We start from the raw sequence: 20,212 nt of genomic DNA, 5'->3' as shown, positions 1-20,212 counted from the left end.
GATTTCTGGTGGAAACGACCGGGATCAGGAAGCGGGCGAGGAGGCAGGTGCGGTGAAACCGGGCGGGCAGTGCATCTGCGCGGTGGCGACCACGCCGCCGCCGCATGCGGCCTTCTGCTGCGCGACGGGTGCGGCGGGTGCGGTCAGGTCGTCGTTGCAGGCGCCGAGGAGTGCTGTCAGCGCGATCAGGCCAGCGACCGCGAAGGGCCGTAGGGCCGAGTTTCGCATAACGTCTCTCCGTGGATGTGAGGACGCGACACGGGCGCGGGTGCGCACCGGTCATGTCGACGGCGAGATGCTAATTTCAGCGTGTTACACGACAGTGTCGCGTAAGGAGGCGAGCTGCGTGCTCGCAGATGGCGGCACGTGTCAGGACGGAAAGATGAGCAAGCAACGTAATGCAATCGAAAGATTCGCATTGCTTCGTTTTTGCCGAGCGATCGAAGCAGGCCTGGCGCAGTACTGGCCGTGCAACGAATCGCGAAACGTCTTTGACGGGCCGGCAGCCGCGACAGCCGGCCCGCAACCAGCGAAACAGGCGACGCTCAGCCTTCCGCCATCATCAGCAACTGCGCGCCATCCGAGACCTGGTCGCCGACGCCGTACAGCACTTCCGCGACGACGCCCGCGCTCGGCGCGCCGATCGTGTGCTCCATCTTCATCGCTTCCATCACGATCAGCGGCGTGCCGGCTTCGACCTTCTGGCCGGGCTCGACCAGCACCGCGATCACCTTGCCGGGCATCGGCGCGGTCAGGCGGCCACCGCCCTGCTCCGCGTCACCCGCATGCGCGAGCAGGTTGCGCCATTCGAACGTCTCGGCGGCGCCCTGCGTAAACACATGGAACGTATCGCCGTCCGCATACACGCGGCCGCTGCTGCGCACGCCGCCGAGCGTCACGTCGAAATCGAGCGGCGTGGCGCCACGCGTCCACGCGAACGGTTGCGCAGCTGCACCGCCGGTCGCGAGGCGCGCAACCGCACCGTCGTCCTCGTAGGTGACCGTGACGTCCGCTTCGCGCTCGGCCGCATGCCATTCGAGCGTGCGGCGATAGCCGCCGTTCAGTCGCCAGTTGGGCAGCGCGTCCCACGGCGATGAACCCTGCGCGGCCGCGCCGCGTTCGCGTGCGAGCAACGCCGCGCAGGCGAGCGCGAGCGTCGCGCGCGGCGGCTCTTGCGGCGCGAACAGCGCGTCGTGGTTGCGCTCGATCAGGCCCGTATCGAGATTGGCCGTCGCGAACGGTTCGCACGCAACGATCCGCTGCAGGAACGCGGCGTTCGTGTGCAGGCCGACCACTTCACATGCACGCAGCGCGCGCAGCATCAGGCTCAGCGCTTCGGCACGGTCCGCGCCATGGACGATCAGCTTCGCGATCATCGGATCGTAGAACGGCGTGATCGCATCGCCTTCGCGCACGCCGCTGTCGACGCGCACCGATGCACCGATCGCGAACTCGACGCCTGCCGGCAACCGCAGGTGCTTCAACGTGCCCGTCGACGGCAGGAAGCCGCGCGCCGGGTTCTCCGCATAGAGACGCGCCTCGAGCGCGTGGCCCTGCACGTGTAGTTCGTCCTGCTTCAGCGGCAGCGGCTCGCCGGATGCGACGCGCAGTTGCCATTCGACGAGATCGAGCCCCGTGACCATCTCGGTGACCGGATGCTCGACCTGCAGCCGCGTGTTCATTTCCATGAAGTAGAACGCGTCGCCCGTCATGATGAATTCGACGGTGCCCGCGCCGACATAGCCGACCGCGCGCGCGGCCGCGACGGCCGCTTCGCCCATCGCGCGGCGCACGTCGTCCGGCAGCCCTGGCGCCGGCGCTTCTTCGAGCACCTTCTGGTGACGGCGCTGCACCGAGCAGTCGCGGTCGAACAGGTACACGGTATTGCCGTGCGTGTCGCCGAACACCTGCACCTCGACGTGGCGCGGGCGCGTCAGGTATTTCTCGATCAGCACGCGATCGTTGCCGAAACTGCTCGCGGCTTCGCGCTGGCACGACGCGAGCGCCGCCGGGAAATCGTCGGAGCGCTCGACCACGCGCATGCCCTTGCCGCCGCCACCCGCGCTGGCTTTCAGCAGCACCGGATAGCCGATCGCGTCGGCTTCGCGATGCAGGTTGGCCGCGTCCTGGTCGTCGCCGTGATAGCCGGGCACGAGCGGCACGGCGGCCGCGTGCATCAGCGCCTTCGCGGCGGCCTTCGAACCCATCGCCGCGATTGCGTCGACCGGCGGCCCGATGAAGACGATGCCGGCCGCTTCGCACGCATGCGCGAAATCTTCGTTCTCCGACAGGAAGCCGTAGCCGGGGTGGATCGCCTGCGCGCCGGTGGCGCGCGCCGCTTCGATGATGCGCTCGATGCGCAGGTAGCTGTCGGCCGCGGCCGAGCCGCCGATGTGCACGGCTTCGTCGCACGCGGCCACGTGTTTCGCGTTCGCGTCCGCGTCGGAATAGACGGCGACGCTCGCAATCCCGAGACGTTTGCACGTCGCGGCGACGCGGCACGCGATTTCGCCTCGGTTGGCGATCAGAATCTTGTCGAACATGGCTTCGGTGTCGTCCGGATAGAGTGGGTCACGCGCGCTGCGCAATCATTCACGCCACGACGGCGTGCGCTTTTCGAGGAAGGACGCGATCCCTTCGCGCGCTTCCGCGCCGGCGCGGGTTCGGGCGATCCAGTCGGCGGTCTGCTCGATCAGCGTCGCGTCGAGCGGGCGGCCGGCCACATCGGCGACGAGCCGCTTGCACGCCTTCACCGCGTCGGGGCCGTTCGCGACGAGCGTCGCGGCCAGCTTCGCGACCGTTTCGTCGAGCGCATCGGCCGGCACCGCGTCGTGAATGAAACCGAGCGACGCCGCGCGCGCGCTGTCGAACACCTCGGCCGTCGTGAAGTAGCGGCGCGCCGCGCGCTCGCCCATCGCACGCACGACGTACGGCGCGATCGTCGCGGGGATCAGCCCGAGTCGCGCTTCCGACAGGCAGAACTTCACGCCGTCGGCGGCAATCGCGATGTCGGCCGCCGCCACCAGGCCCACGCCGCCCGCGTATGCATCGCCATGCACGCGTGCGATCACCGGCTTGCCGCAGCGATGGATCGCCTCGAGCATCCGCGCGAGCTTGCGCGCATCGGCACGGTTCTCGTCGTCCGAGTAACCGGCCATCCTCTTCATCCAGTTCAGGTCCGCACCCGCGCAGAACGCCGCCCCTTCCGCGGCGAGCACGATCGCGCGCACGCCTGCGTGCGCGTCGAGCCATTCGAACGCGGTGGTGAGCTCGGCGATCGTCGTCTCGTTGAACGCATTGCGCACGTCGGGACGCGCGAGCGTGACGGTCGCCACCCGGCCGGCTTCACTGACCTTGATCGTTTCGTATCGCATCGTTCAGCCCTCCCGGCCGTTACATGCGGAACACGCCGAAGCGCGTCTCGTCGATCGGCGCGTTCATCGAAGCAGCGAGGCCGAGCCCGAGCACGTCACGCGTCTGCGCGGGGTCGATCACGCCGTCATCCCACAGCCGCGCGCTCGCGTAATACGGATGGCCCTGGCGCTCGTACTGGTCGCGGATCGGCTGCTTGAACGCATCCTCTTCCTCGGCGGACCACGAACCGCCCTTCGCCTCGATGCCGTCGCGGCGCACCGTCGCGAGCACCGACGCGGCCTGCTCGCCGCCCATCACCGAGATCCGCGCGTTCGGCCACATCCACAGGAAGCGCGGGCCGAATGCGCGGCCGCACATCCCGTAGTTGCCGGCGCCGAACGAGCCGCCGATGATCACCGTGAACTTCGGCACCTTCGCATTCGACACGGCCGTCACCATCTTCGCGCCGTGCCGCGCGATACCTTCGTTCTCGTACTTGCGCCCGACCATGAAGCCCGTGATGTTCTGCAGGAACACGAGCGGAATCTTGCGCTGGCAGCACAGCTCAATGAAATGCGCGCCCTTCACGGCCGATTCGGAGAACAGGATGCCGTTGTTCGCGACGATCCCGACCGGGTGGCCCCAGATGTGCGCGAAGCCCGTGACGAGCGTCGTGCCGAAGCGCGCCTTGAATTCGTCGAACTCGGAATCGTCGACGATGCGCGCGATCACCTCGCGCACGTCGAACGGCTTGCGCGTATCGACCGGAATCACGCCGTACAGGCTCTTTGCGTCGTGGCGCGGCGGCTTCGGCTCGCGCAGCGCCACCGGCGGCGCGATCTTCGGCGCGAGGTGATCGACGATGCTGCGCGCGATCGACAGCGCATGCGCGTCGTTCTGCGCGAGATGATCGGCCACGCCCGACAGGCGCGTATGCACGTCGCCGCCGCCGAGATCCTCGGCGCTCACTTCCTCGCCGGTCGCGGCCTTCACGAGCGGCGGGCCGCCGAGGAAAATCGTGCCCTGCTCCTTCACGATGATCGACTCGTCGCTCATCGCCGGCACGTACGCGCCGCCCGCCGTGCACGAACCCATCACGACGGCGATCTGCGCGATCCCCGCGGCGGACATCGTCGCCTGGTTGAAGAAGATGCGGCCGAAGTGGTCGCGATCGGGAAACACGTCGTCCTGGTTCGGCAGGTTCGCGCCGCCCGAATCGACGAGGTACACGCACGGCAGCCGGTTTTCCGCGGCGATCTCCTGCGCGCGCACGTGCTTCTTCACGGTAACCGGGTAGTAGGTGCCGCCCTTGACCGTCGCGTCGTTGCACACGATCACGCATTCGCGGCCGGCGATCCGGCCGATCCCGGTGATGATGCCCGCGCCCGGTGCGTCGTCGTTGTACATGCCGTTCGCCGCGAGCTGCGAGAACTCGAGGAACGGCGCGCCCGGATCGAGCAGTTGCGCGATGCGCTCGCGCGGCAGCAGCTTGCCGCGCGACAGGTGCTTGTCGCGCGCGGCCTGGCCGCCGCCCTGCGCGAGCTGTTCGATCTTCGCACGCAGGTCGGCGACGACCGCCTCGAGCGCGGCGGTATTCGCGCGGAAGTCTTCCGAGCGCGGGTTCAGTTTCGATTCGATGATCGGCATCGACGGGGCTCCGTTCGCGTGACGTGGGGCGTTACATCGTTTCCGCGAACAGCTCGCGGCCGATCAGCATCCGGCGGATCTCGCTCGTGCCGGCGCCGATCTCGTACAGCTTCGCATCGCGCCACAGGCGCCCGACCGGGTATTCGTTGATGTAGCCGTTGCCGCCGAGGATCTGGATCGCCTCGCCGGCCATCCATGTCGCCTTCTCGGCCGTGTAGAGGATCACGCCCGCGCAGTCCTTGCGCACCTGGCGAATGTGGTCGCTGCCCGCCGAATCGAGGTGGCGGCCGACCGCGTACAGATACGCGCGGCACGCCTGGAACGTGGTGTACATGTCGGCGACCTTGCCCTGGATCAGCTGGAATTCGCCGATCGCCTGGCCGAACTGCTTGCGGTCGTGGATATACGGCACCACCGCGTCGAGACACGCGGCCATGATGCCCGTCGGGCCGCCCGACAGCACGGCGCGCTCGTAGTCGAGGCCGCTCATCAGCACCTTCACGCCGCCGTTGAGCTGGCCGAGGATGTTCTCCTCCGGCACCTCGACGTCCTGGAACACCAGCTCGCCCGTGTGCGAGCCGCGCATGCCGAGCTTGTCGAGCTTCTGCGCGACCGAGAAGCCCTTCATCCCCTTCTCGACGATGAACGCGGTGATGCCGCGCGGGCCGGCTTCGAGGTCGGTCTTCGCGTAGACCACCAGCGTGTCGCAATCGGGGCCATTGGTGATCCACATCTTCGTGCCGTTCAGCACGTAGCGATCGCCGCGCTTGTCGGCGCGCAGCTTCATGCTGACGACGTCGGAGCCGGCGTTCGGCTCGCTCATCGCGAGCGCGCCGATGTGTTCGCCCGACACGAGCTTCGGCAGGTATTTCTGTTTCTGCGCCTCGGTGCCGTTGCGGTGGATCTGGTTCACGCACAGGTTCGAGTGCGCGCCGTACGACAGGCCGATCGACGCCGATGCGCGCGAGATCTCTTCCATCGCGACCATGTGCGCGGTGTAGCCCATGTTCGCGCCGCCGTATTCCTCGGCGACCGTCATGCCGAGCACGCCGAGATCGCCGAACTTCTTCCACAGATCCATCGGAAACTGGTCGGTGCGGTCGACCTCCGCCGCGCGCGGCGTGATTTCCTTCGCCGCGAACGTCGCGACGGCGTCGCGCAGCATCTCGATGTCTTCACCGAGCATGAATTGCACACCGGGCAGGTTGATCATGTCTCCTCCGTCTCCAGAAAGTGTGTGGCACCCACCGATTTCTGAGTTTCGCTCAAATCGAATGAATGCTCATATTCATTGACCAATACAGCGTAAATTTTGCACAGTTTCGCGCCTCGCCGGGTTGGGCGTCAATAGTTTTTTGAGTGACACTCAGATATCATGCCGAGATGACAGCCGCTACCGCCGACACCATGACCGCCACCGTCAAAGCCGACCGCGCCGACACGTCGCGCGCGCCCGCCGGGCGCAAATCCCAGCAACGCGTGCAGGACATTCTGCGCGCCGGCCGGGAAGTGTTCGCCGAAAAAGGTTACGAGCATGCGACGGCCGCCGAGATCGCGCAGCGCGTGGGCGTCTCGGAGGCGACTGTGTTCAGCTATTTCCGCGGCAAGCGCGAGCTGTGCGCGCGCGTCATCGCGGATTGGTACGACGAAAACATCGCCGCGTTCGAGCACGGGATGCCGCAGGACGCGTCGGTGCAGCAGCAGTTCGCGTTCATCGTGCGCACCCACCTGCGGCTGATGCTGGTGAACGGCACGGGCCTGTGCGCGCTGGTGCTGTCGGAAGGCCGCGCGAAGCAGCATGCGCTGAGCGACGAGCTCACCGCGCTGCAGCGCCGCTACACCGCGCCGCTGATGGATGTGCTCGCGCGCGGCCAGGCGGCCGGGCAGGTGCGCACCGACCTGCCGCTGAGCCTGTTGCGCTCGATGGTGTTCGGGCCGATCGAGCACGTGCTGTGGGATGCGATCCTCGGGCACCGCAAGCTCGATACGGAAACGACGGCCACGCAGCTCGTCGACATGCTGTGGGCCGCCGTGCAGCCGCCGGCGCCGGAACAGGCGGCGCTGGTGCGCTTCAGGAACGACGTGGCGGAAGCCGTGCGGCGGCTGGAAGGCGACAGCACGCGCGGGTGACGCGCGGCGGCTGGAAGGCGACAGCACGCGCGGGTGACGCGCGGCGGCCGGATGGCGGCGCCGCGGCACGATGGCCGCGGCGCGCCGGTCAGTTGGCGAGGCGGCAGTGCGCCAGCTTCAGGCCCGGCAGGACGGGCGCGTCGATATAGCCTTCGTTCACGCAGCTGAAGCGGAATGCGGCCGACGTGACGAACGGCTTGATCTCGCCGCCGGGGAATTTCGGCTTCAGCGCATCCTGGTCGGCCACGTCGAAATGCGTGTCGAACTGCTCGCCGTCGGCCGTCAGCGCGCCGAAATAGGTGCCGCCCGGGTCGCTGCCCATCCGGATCACGGCGCCGACGAACACCAGGCGCTTGCCGTCGTACTTCGTCTTCGCGGCGGCCATGTCCTGCGTATAGGCCTCGATGACGGCGCCGTAACGCGCGTCGATCGCGGGCTCGGTGTCCGATGCGGCGCTGGCGGTCTGGTGAACGCCCGCCAGCAGCGTGCAAGCCGCCAGCGCGGCCGCCGCGAACGGCGCGGAAATCTTCTTCATGGGTGGTCTCTCCCGTCTAGCGTGGTGGTTGAACTGATTGAAGCCCGGCGCTTGCGCCGGACAAATGCGCTTCCGTTGCTTTAGTCGTTCGAATGGCGGAACACGGCTGCGATCACTTCACCACCCGCATGGTCATGTGCGGTGCGCAGCGTCGCGCTGAACGCGACGTGACTGGAAGATGACATGGTGCGGCCCCCGGCTCTCTCATTGAATTTCACTGCGTCTGATTTTGGTCGCTACGGTAGCAGACGGCCGACAGCCCGGCAACCAGGGCCCGCGTGCCGCCGATCCTTTCATTACAATTGCAAATGATTCTCATTACATATACTATTCACCCCCTGGTCACGGTGGAACGCCGCGGCCCGCGCCACGATCCTTAGCACTCCATCCTGCATCGATTCATGCCACCCCGACGAACGCCCCACCGCGCCCGGACCCTGCGTCCGTGGCGCACGAGCCTGCCTGCCCTGATCACGCTTTGCGTCGCGAGCGGCACGCATGCCGATGCCGCCGAACCCGCCGCCTCGGCCTCCGCTTCCACGCCCTCGACGCCGGCCGCGCGCGCACTCCCGGCCATCAGCGTCAGCGCATCGGCAACCGCCGATCCAACGGTCGGCTATCAGCCGCGCACCACGAGCATCGCGGGCGGCGACAACCGTTCGATCAAGGAGATTCCGCAATCGGTCGCGGTGGTCAGCAGCAGCGTGATGCAGGACCAGCAGGCGCGCTCGCTCGACGACGTGCTCGGCAACATCAGCGGCGTCACCCAGACCAACACGCTCGGCGGCACGCGCGACGCGTTCACCAAGCGCGGCTTCGGGTCGAACAACGACGGCTCCGTGCTCGTCGACGGCGTGCGCACGCCGGTGCTGCACAGCTATCTTGCGACGATCGACCGCGTCGAAGTGCTGAAGGGCCCGGCGTCGCTGCTCTACGGGATGCAGGATCCGGGCGGCGTGATCAACCTCGTCACGCGCAAGCCGGAAGACACGTTCGGCGGCTCGGTCTCGGCCTCGCGCACGAGCCACGGCGGCAGCAGCGCGACGTTCGACCTCACGGGCCCGCTCGGCAAGCCGGGCCAGGTCGCGGGCGGCACGCTCGCGTTCCGGCTGACCGGCCAATACGACACGAGCCGCTACTGGCGCAGCTTCGGCCGCCAGCGCGATGCACTGATCGCGCCCGCGCTGTCGTGGCACGACGCGAACACGTCGGTCGACGTCAGCTATCAGTATGTCGACTACACGACGCCGTTCGATCGCGGTACCGTGCTCGTGAACGGCCAGCTCGACGATGCGCTGCGCTATCGCCGCTACGAGGAAGCGTGGTCGCAGAGCACCGGCATCCAGGAAACGCTGCGCGCGCGCATCGAGCACCGCTTCTCCGACGCGTGGCGCGTGCGCGCGACCTACGGCTGGGGCCGCGACCGCTACGCTCAATACATTACCCGCGCCACCGCGTTCAACGGCACGACCGGCGCACTGGCACGCTCGTCCGATGCGAATCTCGGGCGCAACGATTCCGACCAGATCGCGACGCTCGGCCTGCTCGGCAACGTGGCGCTCGCCGGGATGAACCACGCGATCTACTTCGGCGGCGAATACGAGCGCCAGCGCAGCTTCCGCGGCGACACGATCCGCGGCAAGGCGACCAAGGGCTTCAACCTTTACGATCCCGTGTACGACCTGCTCACGCCGGGCGGCACGCCCAACCCGAAGCAAAGCGATTCGCGCTCGGTGGTGCATGCGTATTCGCTGGTCGTGCAGGACTCGGTGAAGCTCACCGACCGGCTCACCGCGGTGGGCGGACTACGCTGGGAAAACTGGCAGCAGGAATCGGGGATGGGCCGGCCGTTCGTGTTCGCCGACCGCTCGCGCGGCAACGTATGGCTCCCGCAGTTCGGGCTCGCGTATGCGCTCACGCCGGCGCTGACCGCCTACGCGAACGTGAGCCGCTCGTTCAAGCCGAACGTCGCCACGAACGTCGCGGCGCCGCTCGCACCGGAATACGGCCGCGTGCTCGAGGCCGGGCTGAAGTTTAGCCTGAAGCCCGCGATCACCGGCACGCTCGCGGTCTACCAGATCGACAAGCGCAACGTCGCGGTCACGGTCAACGATCTGACGTCGACGATCGGCACCGCGCGCTCGCGCGGGATCGAGCTCGACGTCGCGGGGCAGATCACGCGCCATCTGAGCGTGATCGGCAGCTACGCTTATACGAATGCGAACGATCGCGACAGCAACACGCCGCTCGTCAACGTCGCGAGCCACACGGGCAGCCTCTTCGCGGTGTACGACACGGCGATCGCGAACCTGCCCGGCCGCTGGCGCTTCGGCGGCGGCGCACGTCTCGTCGGTGCACGCCCGGGCGACACCGCGAACAGCTTCACGCTGCCCGGCTACGTGACCGTCGACGCATTCGCAGCCTACGAAACGACGATCGGCAAGTTCCCGACGCGCTTGCAGCTCAACGTGAAGAACCTGCTCGACAAGACCTACTACCCGTCGAGCAACAACAACCTGATCATCGCGGTCGGCGAGCCACGGCTCGTCACGCTGACGACGACGGTGTCGTTCTGACGCTCTGACGTTCTGATGTTCTGATGCGTGCATGGGCTTGCCGGCAAGCGGCAGCCCATGCTCAAACCCGCATCAGTGGCCGCGCTCCACACTCCACCGCTCCCCCTCTCCTAAGCGCAGCGTCCCGGCCACTTCACGATCGCTCGATCGATCGCGGCAAACGCACACGCGGTGCCTCGAACAACAACGCGACGACAGCGCGGCGGCGAAACACCGCCCGACCATCCGGCGAACCCGGCGCCGCAGCGAAACGCGTCGTTGCTCGCCGCCAACACCCGCGCCGGAATCTGCTTGACCGGCGTCCTGCACGGCACCCGACGCAGTCCTCCACACACCTCCCCGGCACCCGCTTCGGCGTCCGCAAAAATGCATCCGAGCGATGCAATTCCGCCCGCACCCGAACCGCATCGCACGCCGTATGATCGGCCCGGCCTTTTCCCAAGGCTGTCCAAAGCGCGTCGCCCTCTCCATCCGTTCACGCGCTCCGCCACAATCACCCAGCGAACATGTCCAACTTCTCACTCATCCTCGTCGTCTCCCTGTTGAGCGCCTTTGGCCTGATCGCGTCCGACGTCTACCTGCCCGCGATGCCGTCGATGGCCCATGCGTTTTCGATCGCTGCATGGCAGATGCCGCAGACGGTATCGGCCTACCTGATCGCGCTCGCCTGTGCGCAGTTGTTCTACGGCCCCCTCTCCGATCGATGGGGACGCAAGCCGGTGCTGACGGTCGGCATCCTCGTGTACATCCTGGGCTCGCTCGGCTGCGCAAGCGCAGGCGGCTTCGCGAGCTTTCTCGGATGGCGCGTCGTCGAAGCGCTCGGCGCGGCGTCCGGCCTCGTCATCGGTCGCGCGATCATCGCCGACACGTGCGACAAGCACGCATCCGCGAAGGTCTACAGCATCGTGTATCCGCTCGTGTCGCTGTCTCCGGCGATCGCCCCCGCGATCGGCGGATATCTGGCCGCGTGGTTCGGGTGGCGCAGCAATTTCATTTTCGTCGCCGCGTTTGGCGGGGTCGCGCTCGTGCTCGTCCGGCGTCTTCTGAAGGAAACGCGGCCGGCCGTCACGCCGGGGCAACATCGCGCCGCGCCGCTGGCCGGCTTCGCCGATGTGCTCGGGGACCGCGCATTCATCCGTTACACGCTCGTCGTCTGCGCGATCTATTGCGCGTGGTTCGTCTACCTGACGCAATCGCCGTTCATCTTCGCCGGCCTCGGCCTGTCGGAACAGCAAAGCGGCTGGCTCTATCTGCCGCTGACCGCCGGCATCATTTCCGCCAACCTGCTCTCGCGCCGCATGCTCGACCGGATGTCTTACGACGCGATCGTCGCGGCCGGCATCGGCTGCTTCGTGGCCGGCGGCCTCGCGTTCGCCCTGTGCGAGTCGTCGCACGTCAAGGGCATCATCGCGATCGTCTTGCCGATGTTCCTCGTCAGCCTGTCGAACGGATCGTCGCTGTCGCTCGCCGTGTCGCGCGCCATCGCGAGCGAGCACGGGCGCGCGGCCACCGCGTCCGGGCTCGTCGGCTTCTTCCAGATCGGCAGCGCGTCGCTCGCGGCCACCGTGTCCAGCAGCCTGCTCGGTACCGGCAGCCACGTGCTGGCGACGGCCATCCCGTTCTTCGCGATCGTCGCGGCGGCTGCGATCGTGCCTCGCTGGTATGCCGCGCGACGCCCGCGCTCGATGCGCAAGACCCAGCCCCGTTGAGTACCCGGCCCCGCACCGGCAGGATCCCGGCCGCTATCGATAGCGGTCGAACGCAGCAGCGATCTCGGCGGTGACGGCCCGAACGCGCGCCGTCCGGTTCAGGTCCGTATGCGACACGAGCCAGACCTGATACGGCACGGCTCGCGACCTGTCGGGCCAGATTCGCACGAGCGAATCATCCTCTTGCGCCATATACACCGGCAGTTCGCCGACGCCGATGCCCGACCGGATCGCCGTCGCCAGCATCAGGCTCGAACTCACTTGCGCAACGATGCGCCCGCGTTCCATCGATTCGCCGCAGAGCGTGTCGCCCTGGTTCGACGTGATGGCGGGTTGGTAGACGACCAGGTCGTACCCTTCGAAAGCGGACCCGATCGCGGGCGCGCCATGTGCATCCAGATACTCGCGACTCGCGAACAACCCGACCTCCCACTCGGCCAGCTTCCGGCGGACGAGATCGGGGTTTTCCGGCATCACGGTTCGAATCGCGAGATCCGCATCACGCCGGGTCAGGTTGAGCACCTGCACCGACGTCGTCAGGACCACGTGTATCGCGGGGCATTTCCGTCGCAACGACCGTATCGCGGGCACGACGAAATCCATCGCAAGGGAATCGGTCGTCGTCACCCGGACCTCGCCTTCGAGCCGGTCGTCCGAGCCGTGAACACGGCGCTCGAAATCACTCGCCGCTTGCTCCATCGCTTCCGCAGCCTGCAGCGAATGCTCGCCGACCTGCGTCACGACATAGCCGGACGACGTCTTGAGAAACAGCTTCGCGCCCAGCGCCTTCTCGAGCGCCGCCAGGCGTCGCCCCACGGTGGCCTGATCGACATCGAGCACGGCCGCGGCTTCGCGCAGCGTCCCGGTGCGATGAACTGCCAGAAAAACGCGGGCATCGTCCCAGTTCATGGATAACGTTCTCTCTCGGTAAAGCGTGTGTGCATTCGTCGAGGGCAATTATACAAGCCGCTCCTCGACGCCCTGTGCCACATGATCAGTCATCCATATCAATATTCCGGTCAATTCTTCTGCCGAAACCGGAGCTGCCCGCCGGATGTCCCCCACGGCCCGGCGCTCCGAAGAAGGTCTAATGCAACGCTCGCCCCGATGACCGTTGCATCGATCGCGCCGCCCGCATCCTGCCGTCCAGTCAACAGCGCCTCGAATATCTCCCCTCCGATAGCGCGATTTTCCGTATCGAGTGCGCGCCGCCAGACCGGCTACGCATTCGCGACGCCGCAGCACCGCACGGCAACGCGACACACCCCCGCCAAAACGATTCCGGGAGATACGCCATGTCCGACCGGCACGCGCGCCGAGGCGCGCTCAAGACACTCGGCCGCGCGGCCGGCACCGCGCTGCTTGCCGCCACATGTTCACGGATGCCAGCGGTACACGATCATGCTCGTGCCGTTGTAGTTGTCCTTCGTGATCACGTATTCGCCGGTCGAGCGCAGGTACGCGCGGATCCCGTACATCGAGTCGACGTCGTTGCCGACGTCCATCGCCGACGTGTTCGAGTTGGTCAGCGTCGTGACGAGCGCGCCGGTATTGAGATCGAACACGTCGACGTTCGGCACGGTGTGCACGTAGCCGACGAACAGGTAGTGGCCGGCCGCCGCGATCGATTTCGGGTTCGCGCTGGTCAGGTTGATCACCGGGTTCGGCGCGGTCGTATTCCCGCTCTTCCAGCCGTGATAGACCTCGATGTGTCCGTTCATCGCGGTCCAGTCCCAATTGTTCGCGAGGCCCTGCGCGAGGATCATCGTGTCGCTGTCCGACTGGTAGACGATGCGCGTGGTCGGCGCCACGGTGCTTGGCACGGCCGTGGTGGTCGCCTTGCCCCATGACGGCTTGCCGGTCGCGTCGAAGCCCGTCATCGGGTAATGCGCAATCGCGTTGGAGCCGTTCAGCCCGGCCCACACGTCGCCGTTGCCGTCGATGTCGAAACCGGCCGTGACCTGCAGCGTCGTGTTGAACGGCTTGCCCGGCAGCGAGCCGGCCGGATTGGCGATATAGCCGGTCGCCGGCGTGAAGTAATAGAAGTTGAAGTTGCCGGGGTTCTGGCCCGACGCGACGAGAATCCGGTTGCCGCCGACCGTCACGAGCTGGCCGAAGTGCTGGCCGCGCTGGTAGTCGTTCATGTCGAGGCGCGGGTCCTTCGGATAGGTGAACGGATCGACCGTGTTCGCGACGAACGTGCCGCCCGCCGAGCCCGTATAGACGTTGTTGCCGCTGTAGAAGAACGCGCCGTCGGTGGCCGGGTCGGGCGCGGCAATCGCCTCGAAGTTCAGCGCCTGCAGCTTCCATTGCAGCGCGCCCGTCGGGCTGTACGAATGAAGGTCGGTGCTGCCGTTGCGCCCGAGATCCCAGCCGCCGCCCCACGCGTTGTTGAGCACGTAGAGGTTGCCGCCCGAATCCTTGCCGATGCCGACCACGCGCGTGAAGCGCTTGTCGCCGACCTGCCCCTTGATGCCCGAGGTCGTGTCGAGATAGCCGCCCTGCACGCCGAACGTGCCGATCTGCTGCGGCGACCCGGCAAGGCTGTAGATCTTGATGTTCATGTCCGGGCCCTGGTCGCCCACCAGCAACTGCCCCGTCGACGCATCGAAATACAACGCCGACGGCCGCGCGCCGGCCGCCATCTGGATCGTGTTCATCAGCGTGCCGGTCGCGCTGTACTGCACGACCGCGCCCGCGCTCATGCGCGCGACCCACAGGTTGCCCGCCGCATCGAGCGCCAGCGCGCCGGGCCCGGTCACGCCGATGTCGCGCTGCCACACACCGTCGGTCGTATAGACGCGCACGCGGTTGCCGTAGAAATCGCTCGCGTACAGCAGGTTGCCGGCCGTCGCGAGGCCGGTGATCACGTCCGGGTTCGGGAGGCCCGTCCATGTGCTGACCGGGATGCGCAGGTCGCGTTTGTTCGTGCTGCGATCGTAGCGGCCAACCGAACCGCTGCCGAAGGTGCGGTTGTAGCCGAGCGCGACGAAGATCGACGTCGCGTTGCCGGTGATCGCGCCGCCCTGGAATTCGTCGTGGATACCGATCGTGCCCATCGGCTGGCCGTTCTGGTAGAGCGCGACGCCGCCCGCATTCTCGTCCCAGCGCGACGCCGTGTAGATCACGCCCTCGGGCGCGACCCACATCGAGCGCGCCGCATTGCCGACGTGCTGGGCCAGCGTACCGTACGTGTTCGCGAGCCAGTCGGTCGAGTATTGCACCTGCGCGTGACTCGCCGGCGCCAGCATTGCCATGCACATTCCCAGCAACGCCGCCCGAATTTGTTTCATTGACATGAATAATGCTCCCGAACGTTCAATTGTCGATACTGTAAATTGCAGCGCATGAAATATTGATGATTCCAGCTAAAGCGCATTCGCCTTCATCCCGAATTATTTCACTCCGTTCTTTTTGCGGTCCGGGGCTGTTCCGTCAACGACGGCCAAACCCGAACACCGGGCCGCTACGGCCTGCCGGTCGCACGGTTTCGGTGCCTTTTCCCCGGCATTTTCTTCCGGATCGTCCAATGCGAATACGTCATTTTTTCTGAAACGCCCGCATTGCCTTTTTCATTCTCCGGAAATCAGCCAAATGATTACAAATCGAAATTTAAATGAAAGAGAAAAAATAATATCCGGCGCAATCGCGTTGCCGCGATTCAGCGCAGCGGGAGGAAGTGAGGAAGGAAGGGGAAAGAAGGCGGGATACGGCGAAAAAAACCGGACCGCGCGCCGGCCGTGCCGGCACGCGGCCCGCGATCGTTCAGCTCGCGTCGTCGAGCGTCCGGCCGTCCCAGCCGTCGAGGAATTTCGGCAGCGCGTCGACGACGTCGATCTCGCGGTGCCGGTAGAACAGGTGCATCGTCGGCCGCAGGTCGCCCGGCAACTGCCCGCCGCGCAGCGTCACGGTGACGGCTCCGCACAGGCGCGTCGCGGATTGCGATCGGCTCATGTCGTCTCCTCCAGGAAAGGAGGCGACAGGACAGGAGCATGCGTGCAACGTCGCCGGCATCGGCTGCTGGCAACGTTGCGCCTGCAACGATGGTGATGCGTCAGAACTTCTGGCGCAGGCCGAGGCTGACGATGGCCTGCGAGCGCGAATCGGACGAGTGGCCGTTCGCCTTGTCGGACACCGACGCCGTCGCGGCTACCGGCCGGCCCAGCGCGTCGAGCGTCATGCCCGACGCATGCTGGTACGCGCCGAGCAGGTACACGCTGGTGCGCTTCGACAGGTCGTAGACGGCGCCGAGCGTGACGTTGTGATACTGCGCGCGGTCGTCCACACCGTCGACATCGCTGCCGCGCGTGTAGCTGTAGCCCGCGAACAGCTGCGTCTGCGGGCGCACGTTCCAGCGCGTGAACACGCCCGCGACGTTGAACGTCGCGTGGCCCGTGAACAGCGACTGGCCGCCGCTGCGGTACTGCACGTTGCTGTAGTTCACGCCGACGACGGCCGGGCCGAAATCGTAGGTCGCGCCGGTCGCGATGATCTGCTGCGATTGCGCACTCGCATAGCCTTCGTTGATCGACGAGTTGAACAGCCCGTCATCGGTGCTCTGCCACTTGCCGGCCGTCGGGTCGGTCGCCCCCGTCTTGCTGTTGTCCGACCGCTCGTAACCGACGCCGACGCGCAGCGGGCCCGCCGCGTATGCCGCGCCGACGCTCCACGTGTTGCGCTGCTTCATGCTGCCCGGCTGGCTCCCAAAGCCGTACAACGCGCCGAACGTGAAGCCCGAGTAGTTGGCGCTCGTGTACTTGATCGAGCTGTCGACACGCGCGGTCTGGTCGAGGTCGTCGATGTCGCCCGGGTGCGCGCCGAAGCCGCCGATGTACGACGACGGGCCGACCGGGCTCACGAAGTCGTCGAGCGACGTGTACTGGCGGCCGAGCGTGACCGTACCGTAGCGGTCGCTGCCGAGGCCGACGAACGCCTGGCGGCCGAACTGGCGGCCACCCTGCCCCGACGTGCCGTTCGTGATGTCGAAGCCGTTCTCGAGGACGAACAGCGCGCGCATCCCGCCGCCGAGATCCTCGGAACCCTTGATGCCCCAGCGGCTGCCGGACAGATTGCCGGTCGTGAGCCCGACGTTCGAATGGCCGGTATACGCCCCCGCGGAGCCGACCCGTTCGTTGCTGCGATAGGTCACGCCCGCATCGACGATGCCGTACAGCGTGACGGAGCTTTGCGCGGCGGCGATGCCCGCGAGCGAGAGCAGCAGCGGGGCTGCGATCAGTTGCTTGTTCATGATTGTCGTGTCTCCGGGCGTTGAACCCGTTGTTCTGGCTGTCAGTTGCGAGTAGCGCGCGGGCGGCAAGATCCGCCGACGGTGCGAGGCCGGCGGCGTCCGCGCGCGACGACGCGGCGGGCATGCCCACTGCGGCCGCCATGGTAGATGGAACCGGTTTCGATCGAAAGCGCAATGATGAAAACAGTTTCTTGCCAAAATCGAGATAGTCGAGACGGCAGCCTTGTGCGCAGCGCGCCGCACCTGTACAGCCCCGACGTGCGCAGCCAATAATCGAACGCCCGCCATCCATCGGGAGTGCCTTCATGCATGAAACGACCCTGCTGACCTTCGCCGCCGTCGCGTTCGTCGGTATCGCGCCACCCGGCCCGACCGTGCTGCTCGGGCTGACCAACGGCTCGCGCTACGGCGTGCGCCGCGCGGCCTGCGGCTTCGCGGGTGCGATGCTGTCCGACTTCGCGCTGATCGTCGCGGTCGCCTTCGGCCTCGGCGCGCTGCTGACGGCGTCGGCGTTCTGGTTCTCGGTGGTGAAGTGGCTCGGCACCGCGTACCTCGCGTACGTGGGCATCCGGCTGCTGATGTCGAAGGGTTCGCTCGACATCGCCGCCGCGCACGGTGGCGCGGCATCCGGGCCCAACGCGTCGATCTTCGCGAAGCGTTTCCTCACCGCGGTGACGAACCCGAAGGGCTATCTGTTCTTCTCCGCCTTCCTGCCGCAGTTCCTGGATCCGTCCGCACCGCTCGCGCCGCAATACGTCGCGCTCGCGGTCACGTTCGCGCTGCTCGACGGTGTCGTGATGTTCGGCTGCGCGCTGCTCGGCGCGCGTGCGGTGCGGCTGCTGAAGCGCGCGGGGGCGCTGTGGCTCGAACGCACCTGCGGCGCGATGCTGCTTGCGCTCGCCGGGTCGCTGGCGCTGTACCGACGTCATGCGTCGTAGGGGCGGATTCCGATGAAAATCGCGACGCCGCCCCGCTCCGGCTATCCGGGCCTGTCGCTCCGCCAGCTCGAACGCGCGGACCTCGACGCGTGGTACGCGTACCTGTCGAACCCCGACGTCTTCCGCCATACGAGCTGGAACCTGCGCTCGCCCGACGACCTGTTGCCGCTGTTCGACGGCATCGAATCGACGGATCCCGACTCGATCCGCCGTCTCGCCGTGATCGACGCCGCATCGGGTGCACTCGCCGGGACGATCGGTCTGCATACCGTATCGACCGCGAACCGCTCGGCGGAAATCGCTTACGATCTCGCGCCGTCGCACTGGGGGCGCGGGATCGCGAGCGCGCTGTGTACGGCCGTCACAGAGTGGGCATTCGCCGACGGCGGCTTCATGCGCATGCAGGCCGTCGTGCTGACCGGCAACGAAGGCTCCGCGCGCGTGCTGCAGAAGTGCGGCTACCGCTACGAAGGGCTGTTGCGCGCATACAGGATGGTGCGTGGCACGCCGGGCGATTTCGCGATGTACGCGCGCCTCGCGACCGACTGACGCGCAACCCGCGGTTTCACGCCGAACACCCACCGCTTCGCACGCGCGCGCCATTGGACGGCCTGCGCCGAATTGGCGACAATCGCCGTTCCCCTCTTCGACGATCCGCCATGAAAATCGCCGCGCTGTCCGACATCCACGGCAACCTCGCCGCACTCGACGCGGTGCTCGACGACGTCCGCCGCCGCGGCGCCGACGTGATCGTCAACCTCGGCGACATCCTGTCCGGCGCACTCCATCCGGCCGAAACGGCCGACCGCCTGATCGCGCTCGACCTGCCGACCATCAAGGGCAATCACGAACGGCAACTGCTCACCGGCGATCGCGAGTCGATGCGGCTGTCGGATCGCTGGGCGCACGACACGCTGCGTGCCGATCATCTCGACTGGGTCGCCGCGCTGCCCGAACGCATGACGCTCGGCGACGACGTGCTGATGGTGCACGGCACGCCCGACAGCGACCTCGTCTATTTCCTCGAAACGGTCACCCCCGACGGCTGCCGTGCGGCCACGCCCGATGAAATCGCGCAGCGCGCGGGCGACGAACCGGCGTCGCTGATCCTGTGCGGCCATACGCACATTCCGCGGACGGCGAAGCTCGACGACGGCCGGCTGATCGTCAACCCGGGCAGCGTCGGGCTGCAGGCATACACCGACGACCTGCCGCATCCGCACCGCATCGAGACCGGCTCGCCGCATGCGCGCTACGCGATGGTGTCGCGCACGGCCGCCGGCTGGAACGTCGAGTTCCATGCGGTCGAATACGACTGGCACACGGCCGCGGCCACCGCGGCATCGCGCGGGCGCGACGACTGGACCGTCGCGCTGCGCACCGGCCGATGCTGATGCGCGCGGCTCCCCCTCCCGCTTCACTTCATTCACCTGAAAACCGCACCGCCATGCCTGCTCCATCGCAACTGCTCTTCCTGCCCGGCGCATCGGGCAGCACCGCCTTCTGGCAACCGCTCGCCGGCCTGCTGACGCATCCGGCCGAGCGCCGGATCGTCGGCTACCCGGGTTTCGGCGACACGCCGCGCGATCCGGCCGTCGACGATTTCGACAGCCTCGTGCGTCATGTTCTGGAAACGATCGACCGGCCGACCGCCGTGATTGCCCAATCGATGGGCGGCGTGATCGCGATGCGCGCGGCGCTCGACAAGCCCGCACTGATCACGCACCTCGTGCTGACGGTCACGTCCGGCGGACTCGACATGGCCGGGCTCGGTGCGCAGGACTGGCGCACCGGTTTCGCGCAAGCCAACCCGCAGCATCCCGACTGGTTCCTGACGCTCCATGCCGACCTGTCGCGGGACATCGGCCGCATCGCGCAGCCGACGCTGCTGCTGTGGGGCGACGACGATCCGATCAGCCCCGTCGCGGCCGGCCGGCGCCTGCTCGAACGGTTGCCCGATGCGCAGCTGCATGTCGTGCCCGGCGGCCGGCATGACCTCGCGGCCGTGCATGCGGCTACGCTCGCGCCGCTCGTCGATGCGCATCTTCAGCGCGTGTGACGCCGCGCGCTGCTGC

The 20,212-nt window shown here is 67.1% G+C and carries 16 protein-coding genes and 1 pseudogene; 7 read left to right on the top strand and 10 right to left on the bottom strand.

The window, feature by feature from the left end:
- Positions 1-24 precede the first annotated feature (24 nt).
- The 5 genes from ACPTTC_RS20400 to ACPTTC_RS20380 all read right to left on the bottom strand — a co-directional run bounded on the left by ACPTTC_RS20400 (position 25) and on the right by ACPTTC_RS20380 (position 6,214).
- Positions 25-228 (bottom strand): hypothetical protein, encoded by a 204-nt coding sequence (locus tag ACPTTC_RS20400; RefSeq protein ID WP_226123890.1) that lies wholly within the window; start codon positions 226-228, stop codon positions 25-27.
- A 317-nt stretch (positions 229-545) separates the two neighbouring features.
- Positions 546-2,543 carry an acetyl-CoA carboxylase biotin carboxylase subunit gene (locus tag ACPTTC_RS20395; protein ID WP_423393660.1) on the bottom strand — a complete coding sequence of 666 codons (1,998 nt, stop codon included), beginning with the start codon at positions 2,541-2,543 and terminating at the stop codon, positions 546-548.
- A gap of 45 nt (positions 2,544-2,588) precedes the next feature.
- Complete coding sequence (locus ACPTTC_RS20390) at positions 2,589-3,374, bottom strand: enoyl-CoA hydratase/isomerase family protein (protein ID WP_423393659.1); 786 nt, start codon at positions 3,372-3,374, stop codon at positions 2,589-2,591.
- 19 nt (positions 3,375-3,393) lie between these two features.
- Positions 3,394-5,001 carry a carboxyl transferase domain-containing protein gene (locus tag ACPTTC_RS20385; protein WP_423393658.1) on the bottom strand — a complete coding sequence of 536 codons (1,608 nt, stop codon included), beginning with the start codon at positions 4,999-5,001 and terminating at the stop codon, positions 3,394-3,396.
- A 31-nt stretch (positions 5,002-5,032) separates the two neighbouring features.
- Complete coding sequence (locus ACPTTC_RS20380; RefSeq protein WP_021163017.1) at positions 5,033-6,214, bottom strand: isovaleryl-CoA dehydrogenase; 1,182 nt, start codon at positions 6,212-6,214, stop codon at positions 5,033-5,035.
- A gap of 170 nt (positions 6,215-6,384) precedes the next feature.
- Between ACPTTC_RS20380 and ACPTTC_RS20375 the strand changes: the two genes are divergently transcribed.
- Positions 6,385-7,131 carry a TetR/AcrR family transcriptional regulator gene (locus ACPTTC_RS20375; RefSeq protein ID WP_226196382.1) on the top strand — a complete coding sequence of 249 codons (747 nt, stop codon included), beginning with the start codon at positions 6,385-6,387 and terminating at the stop codon, positions 7,129-7,131.
- An 88-nt stretch (positions 7,132-7,219) separates the two neighbouring features.
- Here ACPTTC_RS20375 and ACPTTC_RS20370 read toward each other — a convergent pair whose 3' ends face one another.
- Positions 7,220-7,666, bottom strand: coding sequence for a hypothetical protein (locus tag ACPTTC_RS20370; RefSeq protein WP_423393657.1), 447 nt, complete (start codon positions 7,664-7,666; stop codon positions 7,220-7,222).
- 401 nt (positions 7,667-8,067) lie between these two features.
- Between ACPTTC_RS20370 and ACPTTC_RS20365 the strand changes: the two genes are divergently transcribed.
- The gene (locus ACPTTC_RS20365) at positions 8,068-10,242 is read left to right on the top strand and encodes a TonB-dependent siderophore receptor (RefSeq protein WP_423393656.1); all 2,175 of its coding nucleotides are present in this window, start codon (positions 8,068-8,070) and stop codon (positions 10,240-10,242) included.
- A 506-nt stretch (positions 10,243-10,748) separates the two neighbouring features.
- Positions 10,749-11,951 carry a multidrug effflux MFS transporter gene (locus ACPTTC_RS20360; protein WP_423393655.1) on the top strand — a complete coding sequence of 401 codons (1,203 nt, stop codon included), beginning with the start codon at positions 10,749-10,751 and terminating at the stop codon, positions 11,949-11,951.
- Positions 11,952-11,984: 33 nt separating this feature from the next.
- Here ACPTTC_RS20360 and ACPTTC_RS20355 read toward each other — a convergent pair whose 3' ends face one another.
- The 4 genes and pseudogenes from ACPTTC_RS20355 to ACPTTC_RS20340 form a co-directional block, all read right to left on the bottom strand.
- Positions 11,985-12,860: a LysR family transcriptional regulator gene (locus ACPTTC_RS20355; protein ID WP_423393654.1), complete on the bottom strand. Its 876-nt coding sequence runs from the start codon at positions 12,858-12,860 to the stop codon at positions 11,985-11,987.
- 467 nt (positions 12,861-13,327) lie between these two features.
- A complete protein-coding gene (locus tag ACPTTC_RS20350; RefSeq protein WP_423393653.1) occupies positions 13,328-15,250 on the bottom strand; it encodes an SMP-30/gluconolactonase/LRE family protein in 1,923 nt (640 codons plus the stop codon).
- Positions 15,251-15,716: 466 nt separating this feature from the next.
- Positions 15,717-15,848, bottom strand: a pseudogene (locus tag ACPTTC_RS20345) (aldehyde-activating protein); the annotation flags it as partial.
- Between the two features lie 157 nt (positions 15,849-16,005).
- Positions 16,006-17,199 (bottom strand): porin, encoded by a 1,194-nt coding sequence (locus ACPTTC_RS20340; protein WP_174917102.1) that lies wholly within the window; start codon positions 17,197-17,199, stop codon positions 16,006-16,008.
- Positions 17,200-17,504: 305 nt separating this feature from the next.
- Between ACPTTC_RS20340 and ACPTTC_RS20335 the strand changes: the two genes are divergently transcribed.
- From ACPTTC_RS20335 to ACPTTC_RS20320, 4 genes are all read left to right on the top strand, one after another.
- On the top strand, positions 17,505-18,137 hold the full coding sequence (locus ACPTTC_RS20335) for a LysE family translocator (RefSeq protein ID WP_423393652.1): 633 nt from the start codon (positions 17,505-17,507) through the stop codon (positions 18,135-18,137).
- A gap of 12 nt (positions 18,138-18,149) precedes the next feature.
- A complete protein-coding gene (locus ACPTTC_RS20330) occupies positions 18,150-18,686 on the top strand; it encodes a GNAT family N-acetyltransferase (RefSeq protein WP_423393651.1) in 537 nt (178 codons plus the stop codon).
- 110 nt (positions 18,687-18,796) lie between these two features.
- Positions 18,797-19,531: a metallophosphoesterase family protein gene (locus tag ACPTTC_RS20325; protein WP_423393650.1), complete on the top strand. Its 735-nt coding sequence runs from the start codon at positions 18,797-18,799 to the stop codon at positions 19,529-19,531.
- A gap of 53 nt (positions 19,532-19,584) precedes the next feature.
- On the top strand, positions 19,585-20,196 hold the full coding sequence (locus ACPTTC_RS20320) for an alpha/beta fold hydrolase (RefSeq protein ID WP_423393649.1): 612 nt from the start codon (positions 19,585-19,587) through the stop codon (positions 20,194-20,196).
- The last annotated feature ends 16 nt before the right edge of the window (positions 20,197-20,212 follow it).

It is taken from the genome of Burkholderia mycopellens (assembly GCF_964265025.1).
GTDB lineage: Bacteria > Pseudomonadota > Gammaproteobacteria > Burkholderiales > Burkholderiaceae > Burkholderia.
This window is presented reverse-complemented; position numbering and strand designations above follow the sequence as displayed.

What these genes read in the sequence shown, in the direction of transcription:
- ACPTTC_RS20400 (WP_226123890.1), bottom strand. Translation starts at nt 228, where the DNA reads ATGCGAAACTCGGCCCTACGGCCCTTCGCGGTCGCTGGCCTGATCGCG.
- ACPTTC_RS20395 (WP_423393660.1), bottom strand. Translation starts at nt 2,543, where the DNA reads ATGTTCGACAAGATTCTGATCGCCAACCGAGGCGAAATCGCGTGCCGC.
- ACPTTC_RS20390 (WP_423393659.1), bottom strand. Translation starts at nt 3,374, where the DNA reads ATGCGATACGAAACGATCAAGGTCAGTGAAGCCGGCCGGGTGGCGACC.
- ACPTTC_RS20385 (WP_423393658.1), bottom strand. Translation starts at nt 5,001, where the DNA reads ATGCCGATCATCGAATCGAAACTGAACCCGCGCTCGGAAGACTTCCGC.
- ACPTTC_RS20380 (WP_021163017.1), bottom strand. Translation starts at nt 6,214, where the DNA reads ATGATCAACCTGCCCGGTGTGCAATTCATGCTCGGTGAAGACATCGAG.
- ACPTTC_RS20375 (WP_226196382.1), top strand. Translation starts at nt 6,385, where the DNA reads ATGACAGCCGCTACCGCCGACACCATGACCGCCACCGTCAAAGCCGAC.
- ACPTTC_RS20370 (WP_423393657.1), bottom strand. Translation starts at nt 7,666, where the DNA reads ATGAAGAAGATTTCCGCGCCGTTCGCGGCGGCCGCGCTGGCGGCTTGC.
- ACPTTC_RS20365 (WP_423393656.1), top strand. Translation starts at nt 8,068, where the DNA reads ATGCCACCCCGACGAACGCCCCACCGCGCCCGGACCCTGCGTCCGTGG.
- ACPTTC_RS20360 (WP_423393655.1), top strand. Translation starts at nt 10,749, where the DNA reads ATGTCCAACTTCTCACTCATCCTCGTCGTCTCCCTGTTGAGCGCCTTT.
- ACPTTC_RS20355 (WP_423393654.1), bottom strand. Translation starts at nt 12,860, where the DNA reads ATGAACTGGGACGATGCCCGCGTTTTTCTGGCAGTTCATCGCACCGGG.
- ACPTTC_RS20350 (WP_423393653.1), bottom strand. Translation starts at nt 15,250, where the DNA reads ATGTCAATGAAACAAATTCGGGCGGCGTTGCTGGGAATGTGCATGGCA.
- ACPTTC_RS20340 (WP_174917102.1), bottom strand. Translation starts at nt 17,199, where the DNA reads ATGAACAAGCAACTGATCGCAGCCCCGCTGCTGCTCTCGCTCGCGGGC.
- ACPTTC_RS20335 (WP_423393652.1), top strand. Translation starts at nt 17,505, where the DNA reads ATGCATGAAACGACCCTGCTGACCTTCGCCGCCGTCGCGTTCGTCGGT.
- ACPTTC_RS20330 (WP_423393651.1), top strand. Translation starts at nt 18,150, where the DNA reads ATGAAAATCGCGACGCCGCCCCGCTCCGGCTATCCGGGCCTGTCGCTC.
- ACPTTC_RS20325 (WP_423393650.1), top strand. Translation starts at nt 18,797, where the DNA reads ATGAAAATCGCCGCGCTGTCCGACATCCACGGCAACCTCGCCGCACTC.
- ACPTTC_RS20320 (WP_423393649.1), top strand. Translation starts at nt 19,585, where the DNA reads ATGCCTGCTCCATCGCAACTGCTCTTCCTGCCCGGCGCATCGGGCAGC.